Origin of the sequence: Streptomyces sp. 150FB (assembly GCF_000818195.1) — a bacterium.
Lineage (GTDB): Bacteria > Actinomycetota > Actinomycetes > Streptomycetales > Streptomycetaceae > Streptomyces.
On the sequence record NZ_JTHL01000001.1, the window covers coordinates 8,700,494 to 8,719,760 of the forward strand.

22 protein-coding genes are annotated in these 19,267 nt (G+C 69.9%); 17 read left to right on the top strand and 5 right to left on the bottom strand.

Annotated elements, in window-relative coordinates:
- The first annotated feature begins 331 nt into the window (after nt 1–331).
- On the top strand, nt 332–820 hold the full coding sequence (locus QR77_RS37350) for a nucleotidase (protein ID WP_040029322.1): 489 nt from the start codon (nt 332–334) through the stop codon (nt 818–820).
- 69 nt (nt 821–889) lie between these two features.
- Here the strand turns inward: QR77_RS37350 and QR77_RS37355 are convergent, their stop codons facing one another.
- Nucleotides 890–1,108 (bottom strand): dodecin, encoded by a 219-nt coding sequence (locus QR77_RS37355; RefSeq protein ID WP_040026421.1) that lies wholly within the window; start codon nt 1,106–1,108, stop codon nt 890–892.
- A gap of 213 nt (nt 1,109–1,321) precedes the next feature.
- Here QR77_RS37355 and QR77_RS37360 point away from each other — a divergent pair, with 213 nt between their 5' ends.
- From QR77_RS37360 to QR77_RS37430, 15 genes are all read left to right on the top strand, one after another.
- A complete protein-coding gene (locus QR77_RS37360; RefSeq protein ID WP_040026423.1) occupies nt 1,322–1,591 on the top strand; it encodes a glutaredoxin domain-containing protein in 270 nt (89 codons plus the stop codon).
- 131 nt (nt 1,592–1,722) lie between these two features.
- Complete coding sequence (locus QR77_RS37365) at nt 1,723–2,976, top strand: extracellular solute-binding protein (RefSeq protein WP_040029323.1); 1,254 nt, start codon at nt 1,723–1,725, stop codon at nt 2,974–2,976.
- A gap of 442 nt (nt 2,977–3,418) precedes the next feature.
- Nucleotides 3,419–3,751 carry a gas vesicle protein gene (locus tag QR77_RS37370; protein ID WP_078877938.1) on the top strand — a complete coding sequence of 111 codons (333 nt, stop codon included), beginning with the start codon at nt 3,419–3,421 and terminating at the stop codon, nt 3,749–3,751.
- A 71-nt stretch (nt 3,752–3,822) separates the two neighbouring features.
- The gene (locus QR77_RS37375) at nt 3,823–4,269 is read left to right on the top strand and encodes a gas vesicle structural protein GvpA (RefSeq protein ID WP_040026425.1); all 447 of its coding nucleotides are present in this window, start codon (nt 3,823–3,825) and stop codon (nt 4,267–4,269) included.
- 3 nt (nt 4,270–4,272) lie between these two features.
- The gene (locus tag QR77_RS37380) at nt 4,273–4,986 is read left to right on the top strand and encodes a GvpL/GvpF family gas vesicle protein (RefSeq protein ID WP_040026426.1); all 714 of its coding nucleotides are present in this window, start codon (nt 4,273–4,275) and stop codon (nt 4,984–4,986) included.
- Nucleotides 4,987–5,033: 47 nt separating this feature from the next.
- Entirely contained in the window at nt 5,034–5,291 is a 258-nt protein-coding gene (locus tag QR77_RS37385) for a gas vesicle protein GvpG (protein ID WP_040029324.1), read from the top strand.
- A 28-nt stretch (nt 5,292–5,319) separates the two neighbouring features.
- Nucleotides 5,320–5,901 (top strand): hypothetical protein, encoded by a 582-nt coding sequence (locus QR77_RS47170; protein WP_052489814.1) that lies wholly within the window; start codon nt 5,320–5,322, stop codon nt 5,899–5,901.
- Nucleotides 5,894–7,045, top strand: coding sequence for an SRPBCC family protein (locus QR77_RS37395; RefSeq protein ID WP_040026427.1), 1,152 nt, complete (start codon nt 5,894–5,896; stop codon nt 7,043–7,045). The genes QR77_RS47170 and QR77_RS37395 overlap by 8 nt, the downstream gene beginning before the upstream one ends.
- A 32-nt stretch (nt 7,046–7,077) precedes the next feature.
- Nucleotides 7,078–7,545 (top strand): gas vesicle protein, encoded by a 468-nt coding sequence (locus QR77_RS37400; protein WP_040026429.1) that lies wholly within the window; start codon nt 7,078–7,080, stop codon nt 7,543–7,545.
- The gene (locus tag QR77_RS37405; RefSeq protein ID WP_052489353.1) at nt 7,542–8,375 is read left to right on the top strand and encodes a GvpL/GvpF family gas vesicle protein; all 834 of its coding nucleotides are present in this window, start codon (nt 7,542–7,544) and stop codon (nt 8,373–8,375) included. Before QR77_RS37400 ends, QR77_RS37405 begins: the two co-directional genes overlap by 4 nt.
- Nucleotides 8,372–8,584: a gas vesicle protein gene (locus QR77_RS37410; RefSeq protein WP_040026430.1), complete on the top strand. Its 213-nt coding sequence runs from the start codon at nt 8,372–8,374 to the stop codon at nt 8,582–8,584. The genes QR77_RS37405 and QR77_RS37410 overlap by 4 nt, the downstream gene beginning before the upstream one ends.
- Before the next feature lie 7 nt (nt 8,585–8,591).
- Complete coding sequence (locus QR77_RS37415; protein ID WP_107069030.1) at nt 8,592–8,996, top strand: gas vesicle protein K; 405 nt, start codon at nt 8,592–8,594, stop codon at nt 8,994–8,996.
- 48 nt (nt 8,997–9,044) lie between these two features.
- Nucleotides 9,045–9,539 (top strand): hypothetical protein, encoded by a 495-nt coding sequence (locus QR77_RS37420; protein WP_052489354.1) that lies wholly within the window; start codon nt 9,045–9,047, stop codon nt 9,537–9,539.
- Nucleotides 9,540–9,874: 335 nt separating this feature from the next.
- On the top strand, nt 9,875–10,675 hold the full coding sequence (locus QR77_RS37425) for a GNAT family N-acyltransferase (protein ID WP_052489355.1): 801 nt from the start codon (nt 9,875–9,877) through the stop codon (nt 10,673–10,675).
- Nucleotides 10,672–11,550 carry a lysophospholipid acyltransferase family protein gene (locus QR77_RS37430; protein WP_040026431.1) on the top strand — a complete coding sequence of 293 codons (879 nt, stop codon included), beginning with the start codon at nt 10,672–10,674 and terminating at the stop codon, nt 11,548–11,550. Before QR77_RS37425 ends, QR77_RS37430 begins: the two co-directional genes overlap by 4 nt.
- Here the strand turns inward: QR77_RS37430 and egtD are convergent.
- The 4 genes from egtD to egtA are packed head-to-tail and all read right to left on the bottom strand — an operon-like array spanning nt 11,445 to nt 15,812.
- On the bottom strand, nt 11,445–12,407 hold the full coding sequence (gene egtD, locus QR77_RS37435; RefSeq protein WP_040026432.1) for an L-histidine N(alpha)-methyltransferase: 963 nt from the start codon (nt 12,405–12,407) through the stop codon (nt 11,445–11,447). The genes QR77_RS37430 and egtD overlap by 106 nt on opposite strands.
- Nucleotides 12,404–13,159, bottom strand: a complete 756-nt coding sequence (gene egtC, locus QR77_RS37440) for an ergothioneine biosynthesis protein EgtC (RefSeq protein WP_040026434.1) — start codon at nt 13,157–13,159, stop codon at nt 12,404–12,406. Before egtC ends, egtD begins: the two co-directional genes overlap by 4 nt.
- A complete protein-coding gene (gene egtB / locus QR77_RS37445; protein WP_078877629.1) occupies nt 13,159–14,538 on the bottom strand; it encodes an ergothioneine biosynthesis protein EgtB in 1,380 nt (459 codons plus the stop codon). Before egtB ends, egtC begins: the two co-directional genes overlap by 1 nt.
- Nucleotides 14,535–15,812 (bottom strand): ergothioneine biosynthesis glutamate--cysteine ligase EgtA, encoded by a 1,278-nt coding sequence (gene egtA / locus QR77_RS37450; RefSeq protein ID WP_040026436.1) that lies wholly within the window; start codon nt 15,810–15,812, stop codon nt 14,535–14,537. The genes egtB and egtA overlap by 4 nt, the downstream gene beginning before the upstream one ends.
- Nucleotides 15,813–16,296: 484 nt before the next feature.
- Here egtA and QR77_RS37455 point away from each other — a divergent pair, with 484 nt between their 5' ends.
- On the top strand, nt 16,297–19,218 hold the full coding sequence (locus tag QR77_RS37455; RefSeq protein WP_040026437.1) for a glycosyl hydrolase: 2,922 nt from the start codon (nt 16,297–16,299) through the stop codon (nt 19,216–19,218).
- Nucleotides 19,219–19,267 lie beyond the last annotated feature (49 nt).

Here is a 19,267-nt window from a genome sequence, read left to right on the forward strand (position 1 = left end):
GCCCGAACCCCCGAAGGCCGGGGCGCCGGGGAGTGCCAGTGCGGCGAGCGTGGTGTTCGCGAGCCATCTCGGCCGCGACGACCGGCGGTTCGGGGTGAGAGTCTCGTGCGGTCCGCTGTTTTCGGAGCAGTCAGTTTTTCTCTGATAGGGACCGGCACGCACGCGCGCCGACATCCGACCGGCAGGTGGGTGGCCACGCCAATCTACCGACGCCCGCCTCCCAGTTGTACGGCTGGACCGGCCGCGCGCCAAGCGGTATTCCGCACGCACAACCTAGGCTGATGGTGTGACGGACAAGGGCGGGACCAACAAGCGCGGGGCCGACAAAGGCGTGCCGGGCGGCAGCAGGCCGCTGGCAATTTTCGACCTCGACGGGACTCTCGCCGAGACGGGGCACCGGCAGCACTTCCTGGAGCGCAAGCCCCGCGACTGGAACGGCTTCTTCGGCGCCGCCCACCGTGACACACCGCTCGCCGAGGGCGTACGGATGGCCGTCGAGGCCGCCGAGGAGTGCGAGGTCCTCTACCTCACGGGCCGCCCGGAACGCTGCCGCAACGACACGCTGGCCTGGCTGTCCGCGCACGGGCTGCCCGAGGGGCGGCTGCGGATGCGCGCCGACAGCGACCGGCGTCCCGCGCGCACCACCAAGCTGGAGGTCCTGCGGGAGCTGGCGGCCACGCGTGAGGTGCGGATGCTCGTCGATGACGACGAACTGGTCTGCGACGCGGCCCGGCGGGCCGGTTTCCGGGTCGTACGGGCCCACTGGGCCAGTACGTCGGCGGCTCTCAAGGACGCCCAGGAGCGCGAGGGCCGCACCTGAGCCCTACCTGAGGGCCCGGGGGCTTGGAGGGCCCGTCCGTTCACGCCTGGGCCCCGGAGGGCCCGTCGTTCACGCCTCGGCGGTGTCCAGGCGGAATCCGACCTTCAGCCCGACCTGGAAGTGCTCGATGTCGCCGTCCTCGATATGCCCCCTGACCTCCGTCACCTCGAACCAGTCGAGGCCCCGCAGCGTCTCCCCGGCGCGCGCCACGCCGTTGCGGATGGCATCGTCGACGCCCACGTGTGACGTGCCGACGATCTCGGTGACCCGGTACGTGTGATTCGTCATCGGACGGCTCTCCTTCTCCGGTGTGCTTGGACGGTCCCGCGTACCCACTCCACGGTGCCCTACGCCCCGCCGGCGCGCGACAGATCGGCCCGCGTACGAGCGCGACGGGCCCGGGGACGCCCGGAGACCTGTCGTCTACGCTCAGTCGCACACGTACGCGCACAGCGGACGCGCGGACGCATGGACGCAGCACGGACAACAGGGGGAAGAACCATGAGCGAGAACCAGGACGGTGTGGTCGTCTACTGGCGGCCCGGCTGCGTGTACTGCATGAAGCTTCGGCTGCGGCTGCTCTTCACACGACTGCCCCGCACCAAGATCAACATCTGGCGGGACCCGGCGGCCGCCGCGTTCGTACGGACGGTCGCCGACGGGAACGAGACGGTGCCGACCGTCACCGTGGCCGGCCGGCCGATGGTGAATCCGTCGAAGCGTCAAGTGCTGGAAGCGGTCCGGTCGTACGCCCCGCATCTGCTGTCCTGAACAGAAGGTATGGGCCAAGGGGTTGACCGACTCATTGGTACATACCAAACTTCCAGGCACCCGTGCGAACGAACTGTTCGCGTCCCCCACGTCGGGCCTTCTCGTGTCCCCCGCACCAGAAAGTGACCTACGTGAAGAACCGTCACCTTGTCTGCATCGTGGCCCTCGCGTCCTCCTTCGCGCTCACAGGCTGCGGCATGCTGCCAGGCGGGGACGAGGGCAAGCAGACGATCACCGTCTGGCTGATGAAGGACAGTGTGTCGGACGACTTCCTGCACAGATTCGTCAGCACGTACGAGAAGCAGAACCCCTCGGTCACGCTCGACGTCAAGATCCAGGAGTGGACCGGCATCGGCGAGAAGGTGACGGCCGCGCTCGCCGGCGACAACGCGCCGGACATCATCGAGGTCGGCAACACCCAGGTCGCGCAGTACGCGGAGAGCGGGAACCTGCGCGATCTGACCCTGGAGTCGGTACGGGACCTCGGCAGCGAGGAGTGGCTGCCCGGCCTCGCCCAGCCGGGCAGTGTCGACGGCGCGCAGTTCGGCATCCCCTGGTACGCGGCCAACCGGGTCGTGATCTACAACAAGGACCTGTTCGCGCTCCAGGGGATCAAGCAGACACCGAAGAACCGCGAGCAGTGGCTCGCCGACACCGAAGCCCTCAACCACGGTGATAACCAAGGCATTTATCTCTCCGGTCAGGACTGGTACAGCCTCGCGGGCTTCATCTGGGACGAGGGCGGCGACCTGGCCGTCGAGAACGGCGCCGACTGGCAGGGCGAACTCGACTCACCCGCCGCGCTCAGGGGCATGGCCTTCTACAAGCAGCTCCAGTCACTCGGCAATGGCCCGAAGGACTCCGACGAGGCCAAGCCGCCGCAGGCCGACGTCTTCGCCAAGGGCGATGTCGCCCAGATCATCTCCACCCCCAGCTCGGCGAAGATCATCGAGCAGGAGAACCCCGATCTGAAGGGCCGGCTCGGCTTCTTCCCGGTGCCCGGCAAGACCGCCGACAAGCCTGGTGCGGTCTTCACCGGCGGCTCCGACCTCATCGTCCCTGAGAACTCCGACCACCACTCGGCGGCGGTGGCTGTGGTCGAGGCGCTGGCCGGCAAGAAATGGCAGACGGACCTCGCCAGGACCATGAGTTACGTGCCCAACAAGGCATCCCTCGCCGGAGTCGTCGAGCGCGAGGCGAGCACGGCGGCGATGGCGAAGGGCGCGGCGCGGGGCCGTGCCACCCCCAACTCCCCACAGTGGGCCGAGGTCGAGGCGAAGAACCCGATCAAGCCCTACATGACGGCTGTCCTTGAGGGACAGGACCCGAAGCCGGCCGCCAAGGCGGCTTCCGAGAGCATCACTGCCGCGCTGACCGACGGCTGACACCGGCCGGCCTGACCCGGCCCGCCTGCCCGACCCGACCTCACCCCCTCACCGGGAAGCCGACCCCCGCGCGGTCCCCGGGGCGCCATCGGCGCGCCCGCTGCCAGGACGCACTCGCTCCTTACGTATCCCCTCCTCGCGCATCCCGTGCGGCCGCGACATCGCGCGGCCGCACCGTGGTGTGCCCGCGACGTGATGCACCCGGGCCGTGATGTGACGGAGCTGACAGAAGCCGCCCTCCCAGGTCGCTGATACAGCCGCGACCTGGCTATGCGCCGTGCCCCGGAGTTGTCCGCCAATAGGGCTTCCGGCATCCGGCATAAGAGCTGCCAAGAGCGTGATGCATACGTTCGCATCCGAGGGGAACGCGCCCTTCAGCCGCGAACGAGCGGCTGAACAGACTTCGCCCGACATGTACTTACGACGCGCGACAGGCGGGATCATGGCAGCGACCAACAGCGGTAACAGCGACGGCAGTACGAGCGGTAACAGTGGCGAGAGCACAAAGAGCGGCCACAAGCGTATTGACGCCCCTACGGCAATGCGCCGCGCGGCCGGTCAGTTGGCGGAACTGCTGCGCCTGGAGCCCAGTTCCGTATCGGCCCTGAAGGCGACGGGCGAAGGCTGGTCCGCGCACGTGGAAGTCGTGGAGGTCGAGAAAGTCCCGGACACCGCGAGCGTCATGGCTTCGTACAGCGTCTCGCTCGACGGACAGGGCCAACTCATCGGGTACGAGCGGATTCGCCGATACGCGAGGGGGCAGATCGACAGCTGACCGAAAAGAAATCGGTATCTGCGAGCAGACACCGATCACGAAAAATCTCCCATCGGAGAGGAAGCTAGATCATGAGTGTTGTCCAGCAGACCAGTTCTTCCGGCAACGGAAGCGGCTCGGGAAACCTCTACGACGTTCTGGAGCTCATTCTGGATCGAGGCCTCGTCATCGACGCCTTCGTCCGGGTCTCCCTTGTCGGTATCGAGATACTCAAGATCGACGTTCGTGTCGTGGTGGCCAGCGTCGACACCTATCTGCGATTCGCCGAAGCCTGCAACCGACTGGACCTGGAGTCCGGCCGCAAGGCTCCGAGCAAGCTCACCGACCTCGTCGGTGAGATGACCGAGAACGGCTCCAAGGGAAAGTCGAAAGGAGCGCTGACGGGTGCCGTCGAGGCGTTCAGCGATTCCTTCCAGCGAGGCCGTGAGGAGCCGGAGGAGAAGGAGAAGGAGGAGCGCCCCGCGCGCAAGTCCACCTCCAGCAGCAGCCGTCGTAGCTCCAGCCGCCGAGAGGACTAGCCCATGTCCACGTACATCTACGCCATCACAGCGGCCGACCACCCGCTCCGCCTGGACGGCATCAGCGGGATCGGCGACCCGGCCTCGAAACTCCGCGTCGTCAAGACCAAGACGCTCAGCGCCGTCGTCAGTGACGCGCCGCCGGACCTCAGGGCCAAACGCCGGGACCTGGTGGCTCACCAGAGTGTGCTGGAGGGGCTGTTGACGGACGGCGCGGCACTGCCGATGCGGTTCGGCCTGGTGGGTCCGGACGACGACCAGGTGGTCGCCGTACTGGAACAGCAGCACGACACCTACCTCGACCGCCTCCAGGAGATCGACGGGTGTCTGGAGTACAACCTCAAGGTCGCCCGCGACGAGCAGGACCTCCTGATGGAGATCGTCACCGAGTCCGACCAGGTACGGGAGCTGAACGAGCGCACCCGCCAGGACTCGGGCGCCCACGACCAGAAGGTGGCGCTCGGCGAGCTGATCTCGAACGAGGTGCGGGCCCGTCAGGAGAACGACAGCAGGGACCTGGTGGCCACGCTCACGCCGGCCGCTGTCCGCGTCGCGGTCGGTGAGCCGACCAAGACGCACTTCCTGAACGTTTCCTTCCTGGTGGAGCGCGACAAGACAGCGGCCTTCTCACAGGCCGTCGACGAAGAGGCCGAGCGACGGGGCGACACCTACACGCTGGCACTCAACGGGCCGCTGCCGCCCTACAGCTTCGTCTGAGCCCACCGACGGATCTGAGCCCACCCGACGGAGTGGAGGACCCGGTCATGGGTCTCATCACAGGCATCCTGACCGTCCCGCTGGCCCCGCTGCGCGGCACGGCCTGGGTCATCGAGCAGGTGCTGGACACGGCGGAGCGGGAGTACTACGACCCGGAGCCCGTACGCGCGGAGCTGGCCGAGTTGGAGAAAGACCTCCTCGGCGGCCGTATCGGCGAAGAGGAATTCGACCGCCGTGAGAACGATCTGCTGGACAGGCTGGAATGGCTTGAGGCACATCAGCGGCGGTTGCGGAACAATTCATGATTCTCAAGGAGATTGAGGTGTGCTGGAGATGACGGACAACGGAAAGATAGCAGCGGCCGTGGTAGGCGGCTATCTGTTGGGACGTACGAAGAAAGCGAAAATGGCGATCGGCCTCGGTATGTTCCTGGCCGGCAAGAAACTGAGTCTGGACCCGGCGAAGCTGGGCAAGCTCGTCGCCAATTCGCCGGTCATCGGCTCCCTCAACACGCAGGTGCGCAAGGAACTGGTGGAGGCCACGAAGTCCGCCGCCACCTCGGCGCTGAGCAAGCGGGCGAGCGGCCTGGCCGACTCCCTGCATGAGCGCAGCGCGTTCCTCGACGACCCGGACAGCCGCGGCACACGCGACGAGGACGTGGACGACGAGGACGCGGAGGACGACGACCGGGACGCCGAGGACCGGGACGCCGAGGACAGCGAGAGTACGGACGAGGAGCCGCAGCGGCGCCGTAAGCCGGCTGCGAAGAAGTCCGGCGGCACCGGACGCCCCGCTGCCCGCCGGAGCGCTTCGGGCACTGCCCGTAAGACGACCTCCGCGGCGCGCAAGACCACCTCCGGCGCGCGCAAGAACACCACGCGCGGCACCAAGAACAGCGGAGGCAGCGATGCCTGACTCCACTTTCGGCAAGCTGAAGGACGAGGTCGTGAACAATCCGGCCACCGACCGGCTCAAGGAAGAGCTGCAGAACTACCTCCGGGCCCGTGCCCAGCACACCGTCTCCAGCCTGGGACAGAAGCTGGGCGAAGGCGTCACCAAGCTCGGCGACCCCGGCCAGGCCGGCGGCCTCGCGAAGAGCCTCGCCAAGGGCGGCCAGGCACTGGGAGAAGGCAAGTCGCCCGCGCAGGCCGCGCTCTCCGCGGGTACCTCGCATCTCAAGGACACCCTCAAGGAGAAGGTCAAGGGCATGTTCGGCAAGGGCCGTAAGGGCGGCGGGGGCAAGTCCAAGAGCGTGACCATCGTCGAGGACATCGACGTGGGTGTCCCGGTGCGTGAGGCGTACGACCAGTGGACGCAGTTCCAGGAGTTCAGCACCTTCGCCAAGGGCGTCGTCAGCGTCGACAAGGCGGACGACACCAGCAGCAACTGGAAGGTGAAGGTGGCCAAGTCCACCCGGAGCTGGAAGGCGAACGTCACCGAGCAGGTGCCCGACGAGCGGATCACCTGGACCACGGAGGGCGCGAAGGGCACGGTCAAGGGTGTGGTGACGTTCCACCGCATCACCGACAACTTGACGCGGGTGCTGCTGGTACTCGAGTACTTCCCCAAGGGGCTGTTCGAGAAGACCGGCAACATCTGGCGCGCACAGGGTCGCAGGGCCCGGCTCGACCTCAAGCTGTACCGCAAATTCATCATGATGCGCGGTGAGGCGACCGACGGGTGGCGCGGCGAGATCCGGGACGGCGAGGTCGTGGTGGAACACGACGACGCGGTCGCCGAGGAGGAAGAGGCGCAGGCCGACGACGGGCCGGAAGGCTCGGACTCGGAGGACTCCGAGGACGACCCGGAGGCGCAGGCCGACGACCCCGACGACCTCGAAGAGGACGTCGAGGACGACGAACCCCGGGACGAGGACGAAGAGCTCGAAGACGCCGAGGACACCGAAGCGCCCGCCGACGAGTGGGACGAGGAGGACGCGGAGCCCGAGCCCGCCGACGACGAGGACGTCCGCTACGAGGACGACGTCGACGGCGAGGAAGAGGAAGAAGAGCAGCCGGCCCGCCGTTCGCGGCGCCGTACCGCCTCGGCCAGTCACTGACGCAGGCCGACAGCACAGACAAGGCTGAACACGTGTCCGATTCACTCGCCGGCCGTATGGGCGGCTCCGCAGCGGCGTCCCCGTACGGCCAGCAAGGGTCCTCCGCCAACCTGGCCGACATCCTTGAACGCGTCCTGGACAAGGGCATCGTCATCGCGGGCGACATCAAGATCAACCTTCTTGACATCGAGCTGCTGACGATCAAGCTGCGGCTGCTGGTCGCCTCTGTGGACAAGGCGAAGGAAATGGGCATCGACTGGTGGGAGCACGACCCCTCCCTCTCCTCCCGGGCCCGGACACCCCAACAGGGCGCCTCCGGGGCACATGTCCCGCACCAGGTGGACGGCGATGACCGGCTGGCCGTGGAGAACGCCCAGTTGCGCGCCGAACTGGCCGAACTGCGGGCGGCGGCGGGTCTCCCCGTGGGGTCCGCCCAGGAGGACGCCGACGGCCAGGCGACGACCGGCCAGAAAAAGACCGGCGAGGGGAAGGCACGGTGATCGCCCATCCGCCCGCCGCCGCGCCCGGCATCTCGTACGTCTACGCCATCGGCAGCGCAGGTACGCCGCTCGAAGCGGCGGCGCCCGGGCTGACGGGCCTCGAAGAGGGGCCGCTGCGCACGGTCAGCGGCGACGGTCTGCTCGCCCTGGTGTCCTCGGTGTCGCACGACGCCTTCAGCTCCGAGGGGATGAAGGCGCAGATGGAGGACATCGAGCGGCTGGAAACGCTCGCTCGCACGCACCACTCGGTGGTCGAAGCCGCCTATGGCAGCGCCACAGTCCTGCCGATGCGGCTGGCGACGGTCTATCTGGACGACGCCCGCGTGCGGGACATGCTGCGTGAACGCCGGCGGGACTTCGGCGAACTGCTCTCGTGGCTCGAAGGCCATGTGGAGCTGGGCGTCAAGGTGTACGCCGACCCGCGCGAGGTGACGCAGCCGGAGCGGCAGGGCACGGAGGCCGAAGCGACCCCGGTCAGCCCGGGCCGCGCCTACCTGCGGCAGCGGCGGACCCAGCGGCGCAGCCATCAGGACGCCTACCGGGCTGCCGGGGCCGTCGCCGCGCAGGTGCCGGACCGGGTGGCCGCGCTGGCCCGTGCGCGAGTGGCGCACCGGCCGCAACAGGGTGAACTGGCCGCGTCGGCCGGTGAGAACATCGCCAACGAGGCCTATCTGGTGCCCGCCGCCCGGGTCGCTGATTTCCACGCGGCGGTGGGCGCGCTGGCCGACGACGTGCCGGGTGTACGTATCGAGCTGACCGGCCCCTGGGCGCCGTACTCCTTCGCGACGCCGCAGGCCGAGCCGGCCGAGCCGGGCGGGGAGGCACGGTGAACGGGGCGGGCCCGGCCGAAGAGCCCGACGGCGGCGGCGCCCTGGCCGGACGACAGGTCGCCCTCATCGACCTGCTCGACCGGCTGCTGAACGGTGGCGCGGTGCTCACCGGGGACCTTGTTCTCTCCGTGGCCGATGTGGACCTGGTGCACATCAATCTGCGGGCCGTCATCCGCTCGATCACATCCGACGAACCGGCGCCGTGGTGAGGAGGTCATGATGCTGTCCGAAGAATCCGGGAATACCTCTGGCGAAGGCGGCCTCGACGCGGTGGCACAGGCGGCGGCACGGGCTTTTGACCTCGTGCCGGCCGGAATCAGCGAGGGCGGTCCGCGTGATACCGCACAGCGCCTCGTGACAGATCCGGAAACCGTGGAGCGGGACCTGATCAAATTGGTCCTGACGATTGTCGAGTTGCTGCGTCAGCTCATGGAACGCACCGCGCTGCACCGGGTGGACCAAGGAGATCTGAGTGAGGATCAGGAGGAGCGCATAGGACTCACCCTCATGATTCTCCAGGACCGTATGTCCGAACTCTGCGACCGCTACGGACTGACCATGGACGATCTCAACCTGGATCTCGGTCCGTTGGGTTCTCTGCTGCCCAGGAACGACGGCTGACGAATGAATGCGGGGTTTCGTGAAGCGGGGAGCGGAAACACGAACCGCATGACTGAAGAGAGCAAGAAATCCGAATCGTCCGAGGGCAGTGGAAAGCCGCGTCGGAACGTCAAGTCGACGGCCTCCAAGGCGCGGCAGCCGGCCAAACGTGCCGCTGGCGCCGCCCAGAAGAAGACCGCGGGGACCGGCGACAAGGCGCGGAGCGCCACGTCGGGCGCGGCGGCGAAGGCGGCATCGTCCGTACCCGCGGTACGGGACAAGGCGGATGCCGCGACCGGAGCCGCGGCGGGAGCCGCCAGAAAGGCGGGCACCCGGACGGCGAGCGCTGCCGCGCACGGCGTCGACAGCGGCCGACAGGTCCTGAGTTCCACCGCGGACAAGGCCGTCTCCACCGCAGGCAGCGCCGCGACGGCCGCCACCACCACGTGGAACGTCATCAAGCACCGGAAGGCCATCGCCGCCGGCGCGACAGCGGGAGTGGTGAGCGTCGCGGGAGCGGCGTTCGCGCTGGGCCGGCGCACCGTCCGGCCGAAGGGTCACTGATATCCTGCGCCGTCCGCTTACGGCACCCGCGTACGCCTGACGCACGTAGGCCTGATCCGCGTACGCCGGGCCCCGCCGGACCGGAGCACGCCGGGCGGCCGTTCGCACTACGGGCGCCGGCTGTCCAGCGTGGTGCGGGGGAGTGCGAAGCGGGTCCCCGGGAGCCGTCCGCGCCGGGCCTCCGGGCACCGGCCCCGGGCATTCAGCCGTCCCACATCCACTCTCCGCGCTGTGGTCATGTCAAATCCAGCCGGCCACGGAAGAAACAAGGTGCCGAGCCGCCGCTTCAGCGTCGGGCCGGTCGCCTGCCTTCCCTACCGGCACTGGAGACAGTCATGTCCACCGTCGTCCCCGCCCCGCTCCCCATAACTCTCCCGGCCCCTCTCCCGGTTCCCGCTCCCAGCTATGTGATCTCCCTCGCCGCCTGCGAGACGGACGTACGAGCCGCCCAGCGGCTGCGCCACCAGGTGTTCGCCGGTGAACTCGGCGCCAGGCTTCCGGGTTTCGAAGGGTCCGAGCCCGGCCTCGACGTGGACGCCTTCGACGCGTACTGCGACCACCTGCTGGTACGGGAGGAGAGCTCCGGCGAGGTCGTCGGCACCTACCGGCTGCTGCCGCCCGAGCGCGCCCGGGCCATCGGACGGCTCTACTCCGACAGCGAGTTCGACCTCTCCCGCCTCGCTCCGATCAGGGACGACCTCGTCGAGGTCGGCCGCTCCTGCGTCCACCCCCGGCACCGTACGGGCGCCGTCATCAGTCTGATCTGGGCCGGGCTCGCCCGCTACATGGCCGACGGCGGCTACAACTGGCTGGCCGGCTGCTGCTCGGTCCAGCTCTCCGACGGCGGCGCGCTGGCCGGCTCGACCTGGCGGACCGTGAAGGACAAGCACCTGGCGCCCGAGGAGTACTGGGTCACCCCGCACCGGCTCTGGACCCCCGACAACAACGCCGTCGCCGCCAGCAGGTCCGAACTCCCCCCGCTGCTGCGCGGCTATCTGCGGCTCGGCGCCTGGGTCTGTGGCGCGCCCGCGCACGACCCGGACTTCGACTGCGCCGACCTCTACGTCCTGCTGTCGATGCGCCGCGCCAACCCCCGCTACCTCCGCCACTTCCTCTCCCTCGCACCGGCACGATGAGCATCTGGCTGCCCATCGCGCCCTGCACACCACGCAATTGCGGCACCCACGCCGGACCGGTGGCGGGAGCGGCCGCCGCCTGGGCGCGGCTGCTCGCGGGAATCGGCGTGCTGCTGGCGGGAGTTGTGCTCTCGCCGATCGTCTCGCTCCTGGGCGGCGGCCTCAGGGACCGGCTGACCCGCCGCTGGGCGCGCACCCTGCTGCGCGCCTTCGGCCTGCGTGTACGGGTCGTGGGAGCTCCCGTCCCCCGGCGGAGGAGCGGGGTGCTGGTCGTCGCCAACCACGTCTCGTGGCTCGACATTCCGCTGATCGCCGCCGTCTTTCCGGGCCGGGTGCTCGCCAAGAGCGAGATTCGGAACTGGCCGGTGCTGGGCGGCGTGGCCGCTCGGGGCGGCACACTGTTCGTGGAGCGCGAGCGGCTGCGCGCGCTGCCGGAGACGGTACGTACCCTCGCCTCGGCGCTCACCGAGGGCTCCCGGGTGGTCGTCTTCCCGGAGGGCTGCACCTGGTGCGGGCGCGAGCAGGGCCGCTTCACCTCGGCCGTGTTCCAGGCGGCGCTGAACGCGGAGGCCGACGTCAGGCCCGTACGGATCACCTACCGCACGGCGGCCGGTGTGCTCTCGGGCGCTCCGGCGTTCGTGGGGGAGGACACACTGCGCACATCCCTGTGGCGGGTCGCGACGGCCGGCGGGCTCACGGCGGAGATCACGGTACTGCCGCTGATCCCAGGCGGGCGCCACACCGACCGTCGCTCCCTTGCTCTCGAAGCTCAGACCGCCGTCGCGAGGGAGAGGGCGAACCGGTTGGCCTCATCGGTCCACCAGTGCGTCAACTCCATCCCGGCGGCTGCCAGTTCGGACCGTACGCCGTCCTGACGGAACTTCGCCGAGACTTCCGTACGCACCTCTTCACCGGCCGCGAAGTGCACCACCAGATCGAGTTCGGGGATCTTCGCGGTGAGGGCCCTGCGGGCCCGCAGCCGCATCTCGATCCATTCCTGTTCCGCGTTCCAGAGCGCCACATGCCCGAAGTCGGCGGGGTCGAAGTCGGCGCCGAGTTCCCTGTTGATGACCGACAGAACGTTCTTGTTGAACTCGGCCGTCACACCGGCCTCGTCGTCGTACGCCCTGACCAGGACGGCTTCGTCCTTCACCAGGTCCGTGCCGAGCAGCAGCGCGTCCCCGGGCGCCAGCAGCGCCCGTACCGAAGTGAGGAAGGCCGACCGCTCATCGGGCAGCAGATTGCCGACGGTGCCGCCCAGAAAGACCACCAGGCGAGGGCCCGGTGTGTCGGGCAGCACGAGACCTGCGGTGAAGTCGGCGATCAGCGCGTGGATCCGCAGGTCCGGGCGTTCACCGAGCAGCGCTTCGGCGGCGCCGGTCAGCGCGCTCCCGCTGACGTCGACCGGCACGTAACTGTGCAGCCCCGGCAGCGCGTCGAGCAGATGACGGGTCTTGTCCGAGGAGCCCGAACCAAGTTCGACCAGGGTCGAGGCCCGGGTGGCGGCCGCGATCATCGGGGCACGTGCGATCAGGATCTCCCGCTCGGCTCGGGTGGGGTAGTACTCGTCCAGTCTGGTGATCTCCTCGAACAACTCGCTGCCGCGCGCGTCGTAGAACCACTTCGGCGGCAGGATCTTGGGCGTTCGGGTGAGCCCGTGGAGCACATCGGCGCGCAGCGCGGCGCCGGTGGCGTCCTCGGGCAGGGTACGGGTCAGCTCGAACTGGCTCACGCGAGTGGCTCCTTGAGGGGGGTGAGCGATACGCCCGCGCGATCCGCCACGACCAGGGTGTGGTCGGGCACCTCGCGCCAGCGTGGATCGTCGTCGTACGGTTCCGAGGCCAGCACGGCGTGCAGGCCCGGTTCCGCGAGGTACCAGAACGTGTCCCCCCAAGCGGTCCCCGCGATGCTCCCCCCGTCGGTCAGCAGCAGATTGAGCCTGGACCCGGGAGCGGCGGCTGCGACCTCGGTGACGGTGTCGGCCAGCGCCTGCCCGAGCCCGTCGCCGTCCCGCAGCCGGTGCAGCACCAGGGCCCACACCAGAGCGGAATCGTTGCGGGCCGACAGCGAGAGCAGCTCTTCGGCGGGAAGTGACTGGGCCAGCGGGGCGAGAGTGCCGGGCCAGCCCTTGACGGCGCCGTTGTGACTGAACAGCCAGGGCCCGTCGGCGAACGGCGCCGCCGCCGCCTCCCCGTCGGCCCCCGGCTCCGTCGCGTCGCGTACGGCGGCGAGCAGCGCCTCCGTACGGATCACCCGCGCCAGATCGGTGAAGCCGAGGTCACCCCAGATGGGCCCGGCCCGCCGGTAGCGCGCCGGCACGGGGTCGCCGTCCGCGTACCAACCCACCCCGAAACCATCGGCGTTGACGGTGCCGTAGCGCTGCCGGCGCGGTTCCCACGACTGCCGGAAGAGCGAGTGCTCCGGAGCCGACAGAGCCTCGCCGAGGGCCAACGGCGGTCCCACACGGGCGATATGACGGCACATCAGGCATCCCTGGCCGTACGGAACCCGGAGAAGATCTGGCGCCTGACCGGCAGGTCCCAGTTCCGGAACGTGCCGCGGCAGGCCACCGCGTCCACCGCGAAGGAACCACCCCGCAGCACCTTGTGCGCGCTCCCGAAGAACACCTCTGAGTACTCGCGGTACGGGAAGGCGACAAAGCCCGGGTAGGGCAGGAAGTCGCTCGACGTCCACTCCCAGACGTCCCCGATCAACTGCCGTACGCCCAGCGGCGAGGCGCCGCGCGGATAGCTGCCGACGGGCGCCGGACGCAGATGGCGCTGGCCGAGGTTCGCGTGGACCGGGGTGGGGTCCTCGTCGCCCCACGGGTGGCGCAGCGAGCGCCCCGACACCGGGTCGTGCCGGGCGGTCTTCTCCCACTCCTCCTCGGTCGGCAGCCGCCGTCCCGCCCAGCGGGCGTACGCGTCCGCCTCGTACCAGCTCACATGGAGCACCGGCTCGTCGGCGGGGACGGCCTCGACCGTTCCGAAGCGCCGGCGCAGCCACTGGCCGCCCTCGCGCCGCCAGAACAGCGGGGCCTCGATCCCGTGCTCGCGGATCTGGGCCCAGCCCTCCGGGGCCCACCACCGCTCGTCCGTGTAGCCGCCGTCCTCGATGAACCGCTGGTAGGCGCCGTTGGTCACCGGCACGGTGTCGATGTGGAACGCGGGCAGGATCCGCTGGTGCGCCGGGCGTTCGTTGTCCAGCGACCAGGGCTCGGCCGAGGTGCCCATCGTGAAACGGCCCGCCGGTATCAGGGTCTCGGCGGGGAGCCCCGTCATGTCCCCGGCGGGCGGCTCGGGAGCGGTCAGCGCGGCGGGGCCCCGCCGCAACTGGTGTGTGATGAGCATCGTCTCGTCGTGCTGCTGCTCATGCTGGGCGATCATCCCGAAGGCGAAGCCCGCGTCGAGCAGCGGCCCGCCGCCGTCCAGCGGGGTCCGCTCGATGATGTCGAGCACCCGGCCCCGTACGTCGGCGGCGTACGTACGCGCCTCGGCGGGCGGGAGCAGCGGCAGCGTGGGCCGCGCCGACCTGGGGTGTTCGAAGGCGTCGTAGATCGAGTCGATCTCGGGCCTGATCGCGTCGCGGCCCCCGACGGCGCGCAGCAGCCACTGCTCCTCCTGATTGCCTATGTGGGCCAGGTCCCAGACCAGCGGGGACATCAGGGGGGAGTGCTGCGCCGTCAGGTCGTGGTCGTCGACACAGGAGGTGAGCAGGGCGGTGCGATCGCGCGCTGTCGTCAGTGTCTCGACGGCCCGGCGCCGGAGATCCTCGGTGCCGGACTCCTGAATTGATGGAAGCGATTGAATCGATATGTCGACACTGTCGCCGTTGTCGGCAGTCTCGGTGGGGCGGTCGGTCATGACTGGAGATCCTTCTCAGGTTCCGGGACACACATGTCGTCGGCGGGACATCGGCCTCGCAGGACGTAGCGGTCGTTGAAGGCGGCGACGGCGTCCTGGACGGCGTCGGTCGCGCCGATACGCGGGAGCGCCTCCAGAGCGGTGGCGAAACAGGCCTCCGCCGCCGAGCGGAGCTCGGGGTCGGCCAGGCCGTACCGCGCGGCGTTGTCCCACAGGGGGTTGCCGGGTGCCGGCAGCGCGCCCGCCGTCTCGGCGAGCGGCTTGACCGCTCGGTAGACGGTCTCGGCGGCCTCCGGATCGTCGAACAGCGCGGTGGTGACAGCGAGCGGTACCACCCAGCCGTCGTCCCCGGACTGTGCGTCGATCATCCGGAATTCCAGATGGCCGCGCGGCCGTACGGGTGGGAAGAGGGTCGTCAGGTGGTAGTCGAGGTCGGCCCTGACCGGTGGTCTCGGCAGCCCCGTGCGGATCCAGTCGCGGAAGCTGAACCCCTCGGCCGGAATGGCCCAGGGCCCTTCCGGAGCCCGTACGCACATCACCGGCGCGTCCAGGGCGTGCGTGGCCCAGGCCGCGCGCGGGTCACCACCGCCCGCCGGCGCGCTCGTACGGGCCGGGTCGAGCGCGGCCCACACCGCCTGGCGGTGCGAGCGCCAGCCGGTGTCGCGGCGGCCCTCCATGGGCGAGTTGGCGAACGCGGCGACGAGCACGGCGCCGAGCAGGTGGGCGAGCTGCCAGCGCCTGCCGTAGCCGAGCGGCCCGGGTTCCTCGTGGCCGGCGTCCAGGCAGACCTGCACGGAGGCCGTCGTCCGCATCATCGCCCGGCCCGCAGGCCCGATCCGGTCGAGGTAGGTCTCCATGGCGTCGTAGCGCGGCGCGCGCAGCATGCGCCGGGGAGAGTGCCACGGGTCCTGCCCGATGCCGGAGAGGGCGAGTCCGGCCGTACGCAGGGCCGGGCGGACGACGTCCAGATCGGCGGAGGCGGAGGTGACGCACTCCATCAGGGACGCGGCCGGCTGGGAGCTGAGCTCCAACTGGCCGCCGGGTTCGAAGGTGAGTGCCGACCGCAGCGGCAATGAGCGCAGACCGTCGAAGGCTTCCTCGAGACGGCGGGTCGGAACGGGATGTTCGGGGTCGTGCAGATCGTGCACAAGCCATTCGAGTTCGACACCCACCGTGCGCGGCGGGCCTGTCTTGAACGCTATACCGCGTAGCAGATCCTCGGCGTCGTCCTCCTTGAGCGCTGAACCGTCGTCGGTGACATCGTCTGTTGGCATGGCCGGATCCTCCTGTCGAAGACCGTGACCGGACTCCGTCCCGGGATCGGGGCGAAGCGTTTCGATCCAACCTAAAGCCACTCCCGCCGCTTCGCACAAGAGTGCCCCTGAGGTCACAAATTCGTCAGAAATCCGGTTGCCCCGCGTGTGATCCTTCACGCCCGCCTTTTTGCGGGGAGTACGGGACGGCGGGCGGCCGTCGGGCGGGTTGCGGTGACGGAGCGTGACCGTCGTAGCGCGTCAGCGGCGCTCGTACTGGACCGGCGGCGTCTGCCGACCGGGTGGCCCGGTGGCTTCGGCGAAGGTGCTCGCACGACTCTTGTAACGTTTCATTTCCTGTGCTCGACTGTCGACCGACGATCTTCTTCAATCGCGGTCTCGCCCGGATCCCCCCGTAGTTGGCGGATCGGCGGCGCACTTCGGCATGCCGTCATGCCGTCGTCCGCCGCCCGGCCGGACTGCCTTGCCACTGAGGAGTTGGGCCATGATCCGCCGCCGAGACGTCCTGCGAGGATCGGTCGTACTGACCGCCTCCGTACTCGCCCCCGGGGCGGTGGTCGCCGCCGCGACCTCGGCGGAAGCCGTGGCGCCGGCGTCCGCCGCCGGCCCAGGGGGCCTCGGCTGGGGTGCGATCAGCCATGAGATGCGTCCCTGGACCCGCTGGTGGTGGCTCGGCAGCGCCGTCACCGAGCAGGGGCTGCGCAGCCACCTCCAGCGGTTCGCCGAGGCAGGGCTCGGCGGGGTGGAGATTCAGCCGATCTACGAATCCCAGGGCGACGAGGACGCGATCCTCCCGTATCTGAGCGCCGGATGGCTCGACGCGCTCGACGCCACCACACGACACGCGGGCGACCTCGGACTCGGCGTCGATCTGACGACCGGCTCCGGCTGGACCTTCGGCGGCCCCTGGATCACCCCGGAGATCAGCGCCGGGCGCGCCCTGACCGAGCAGTGGGACCTCGCCGGGGGCGGACGGCTCGACGTACCCGTACGCACGGTCCAGCCGCCCCATCCCGGACTCGTCGACGAGGAGAAGCTGTCCCGCCCGGACCTGCGCCCGCCGATGCAGCCGCTGCCCGAGCCGCCGCTGGCCGCGCTGGTCGCCCGGGAGACCGGCAGCGGCGAGACGGTCGACCTCACCGGGCGGGTGGGCGCCGACGGGACCCTGGACTGGACGGCGCCGGCCGGCCAGTGGCGGCTTACGGGCGTCTTCAGCGGTCTGGTGCTCAAGCGGGTCGAGCGGGCGGGCCCCGGCGGCAAGGGGCTGATGGTCGACTACTTCGACGCGGACTCCGTACAGCACCACCTCGACCACTTCGGCAGCGCGGTCGGTGAAGGCCCCCGGGGGATACGTTCGCTGTTCCACGACTCGTTCGAACTCGAACGGACCGACTGGACGCACGCCGCCGTCGCCGAGTTCGCGCGGATGCGCGGCTACGACCTCGTACCCCACCTGCCGGAGGTCTTCGACGGCGCGGGTACGGCAGAGGTGCGCGGGCGGGTGCTGTCCGATGTGCGGGAGACGTTCTCCGACCTGTTCCTGGAGCGGTTCGCCCAGCCGTTCACCGACTGGAGCGCGGAGCGGGGATGGCTCGTCCGCAACCAGGCCCACGGGTCACCGGCGAACCTGCTCGACATCTACGGGGCCGCCGACATCCCCGAGACCGAGTACCTCGGCGGCGAGGTCATCCCGATCCCCGGACTCCGGGAGGGCGCCGGGCCCGCCGAACCGCCGAAGTCGCTGGTGTGGCGGCTCGCCTCGTCACCGGCGCACCACCAGGGCAAGCCGCTCGTCGGCGCCGAGACCCTGACCTGGCGCGACGAGCACTACCACGTGTCGCTGTCGCAGGCGAAGCCCACGGTGGACGTGCTGTTCGCCGCGGGCATCAACCACCTCGTGTTCCACGGATCGGCCTACCAGCCGGACAACGCGCCCTGGCCGGGATACTCCTTCTACGCGGGCACAGAGCTGAAGCACACCAATCCGCTCTGGCACGACCTGCCCGAACTCACCGGATACATCACCCGCTGCCAGTCGGTGCTCCAGAGCGGCACGCACGGCAACGACGTGCTGGTCTACTGGCCGCAGCACGACCTGTGGGCACAGCCCGACGGCGGTCTCGGGGACAGCGCCGAGGACATCGAGCTGACACCGGACTACAAGTGGCAGGGCCTGCCCTGGATGTACGAGCACCCGTCAGGCGCGGGTGACGTCGCCACCGGACTGGAGGAGCGGGGCTGGCAGTTCGACTGGGTGTCGGACCGGCAGCTCGCCGGATTCCGCGGCAGCGCCTCCGGCGTGACGAACAGCCACGGCCGCTACGCGGTCGTCGTGGTCCCGGGCGCGCGGCTCATGCCCCTCGACACCGTCCAGAAACTGCACGACCTGGCGGCGGCGGGCGCGACGGTCGTCTTCGTCGGTGACGTGCCCGCCGATGTGCCCGGTCTCGCCGACCTCGACCGGCGCAGGTCCCGGCTGTCGGCGCTGCTCGACGCGTTCCGGGCGCACCCGGTGGCCGGCCACGCGGGCGTCCACCGGGTGGGCGCCGGACGGGTGGTGGTGAGCGCGAGCGCGGACGGTCCCGACGGTGCGCTGGCCGACGCCTCGGCCGTACGCGAGCCGATCGCCGACTCCGGGCTGCGGGTGCTGCGGCGGCGCCACGACGGCGGACTGCACTACTTCCTCGCCAACGTCACCGCGAAGCGGATCGACGGCTGGTGGAGCCTCGGCTCGGCCCCGGCCTCGGTCGGCGTCCTCGACCCGCTGCGGGACGTACAGGGCCTCGCCGAGACCCGTACCCGGCACGGCGCCGTCCAGGTGCGGCTGCGCCTCGACCCCGGCGAGTCGCTGATCCTGCGGACCTTCGACCGCGAACGGCCGCACGCCCCCGCGTACCCCGCGCACGTCCCCACCGGCAGGGAACAGACCCTCAACGGGCCCTGGACGCTGGCCTTTCTCGACGGCGGCCCCGAACTGCCCCCGTCGCGCCGGCTGACCTCTCTCGCCTCGTGGACCGACCTGGGCGAGCGGGAAGCGGCCTTCTCGGGCACGGCCCGTTACACGCTGAAGTTCACGGCGCCCAAGGACGCCGGGCACGGGGCGAGTTGGGTGCTCGACCTCGGTGACGTACGGGAGAGCGCCCGGGTCCGGCTCAACGGCCGTGCGGTGGGGACCGTTTGGGCCCTGCCCTTCCGTATCCCGCTGGGGAACGCGCTGCGGGACGGGGAGAACGTGCTCGAACTGGAGGTGACGAACCTCGCGGCGAACCGGGTGCGCGACCTCGCCCTGAAGGGGCAGTACGACCCCAACTTCTACATGAGCTGGCGCACGACCCCTCCCGAGAAGTGGGATCCCATGCCCTCGGGGCTGCTCGGTCCGGTACGTCTGGTCGAGGTGGCCAACTGACCTGACCGGCCGGCGTGTGAAGCCGGACACCCCCGTATCCACAGCGGAG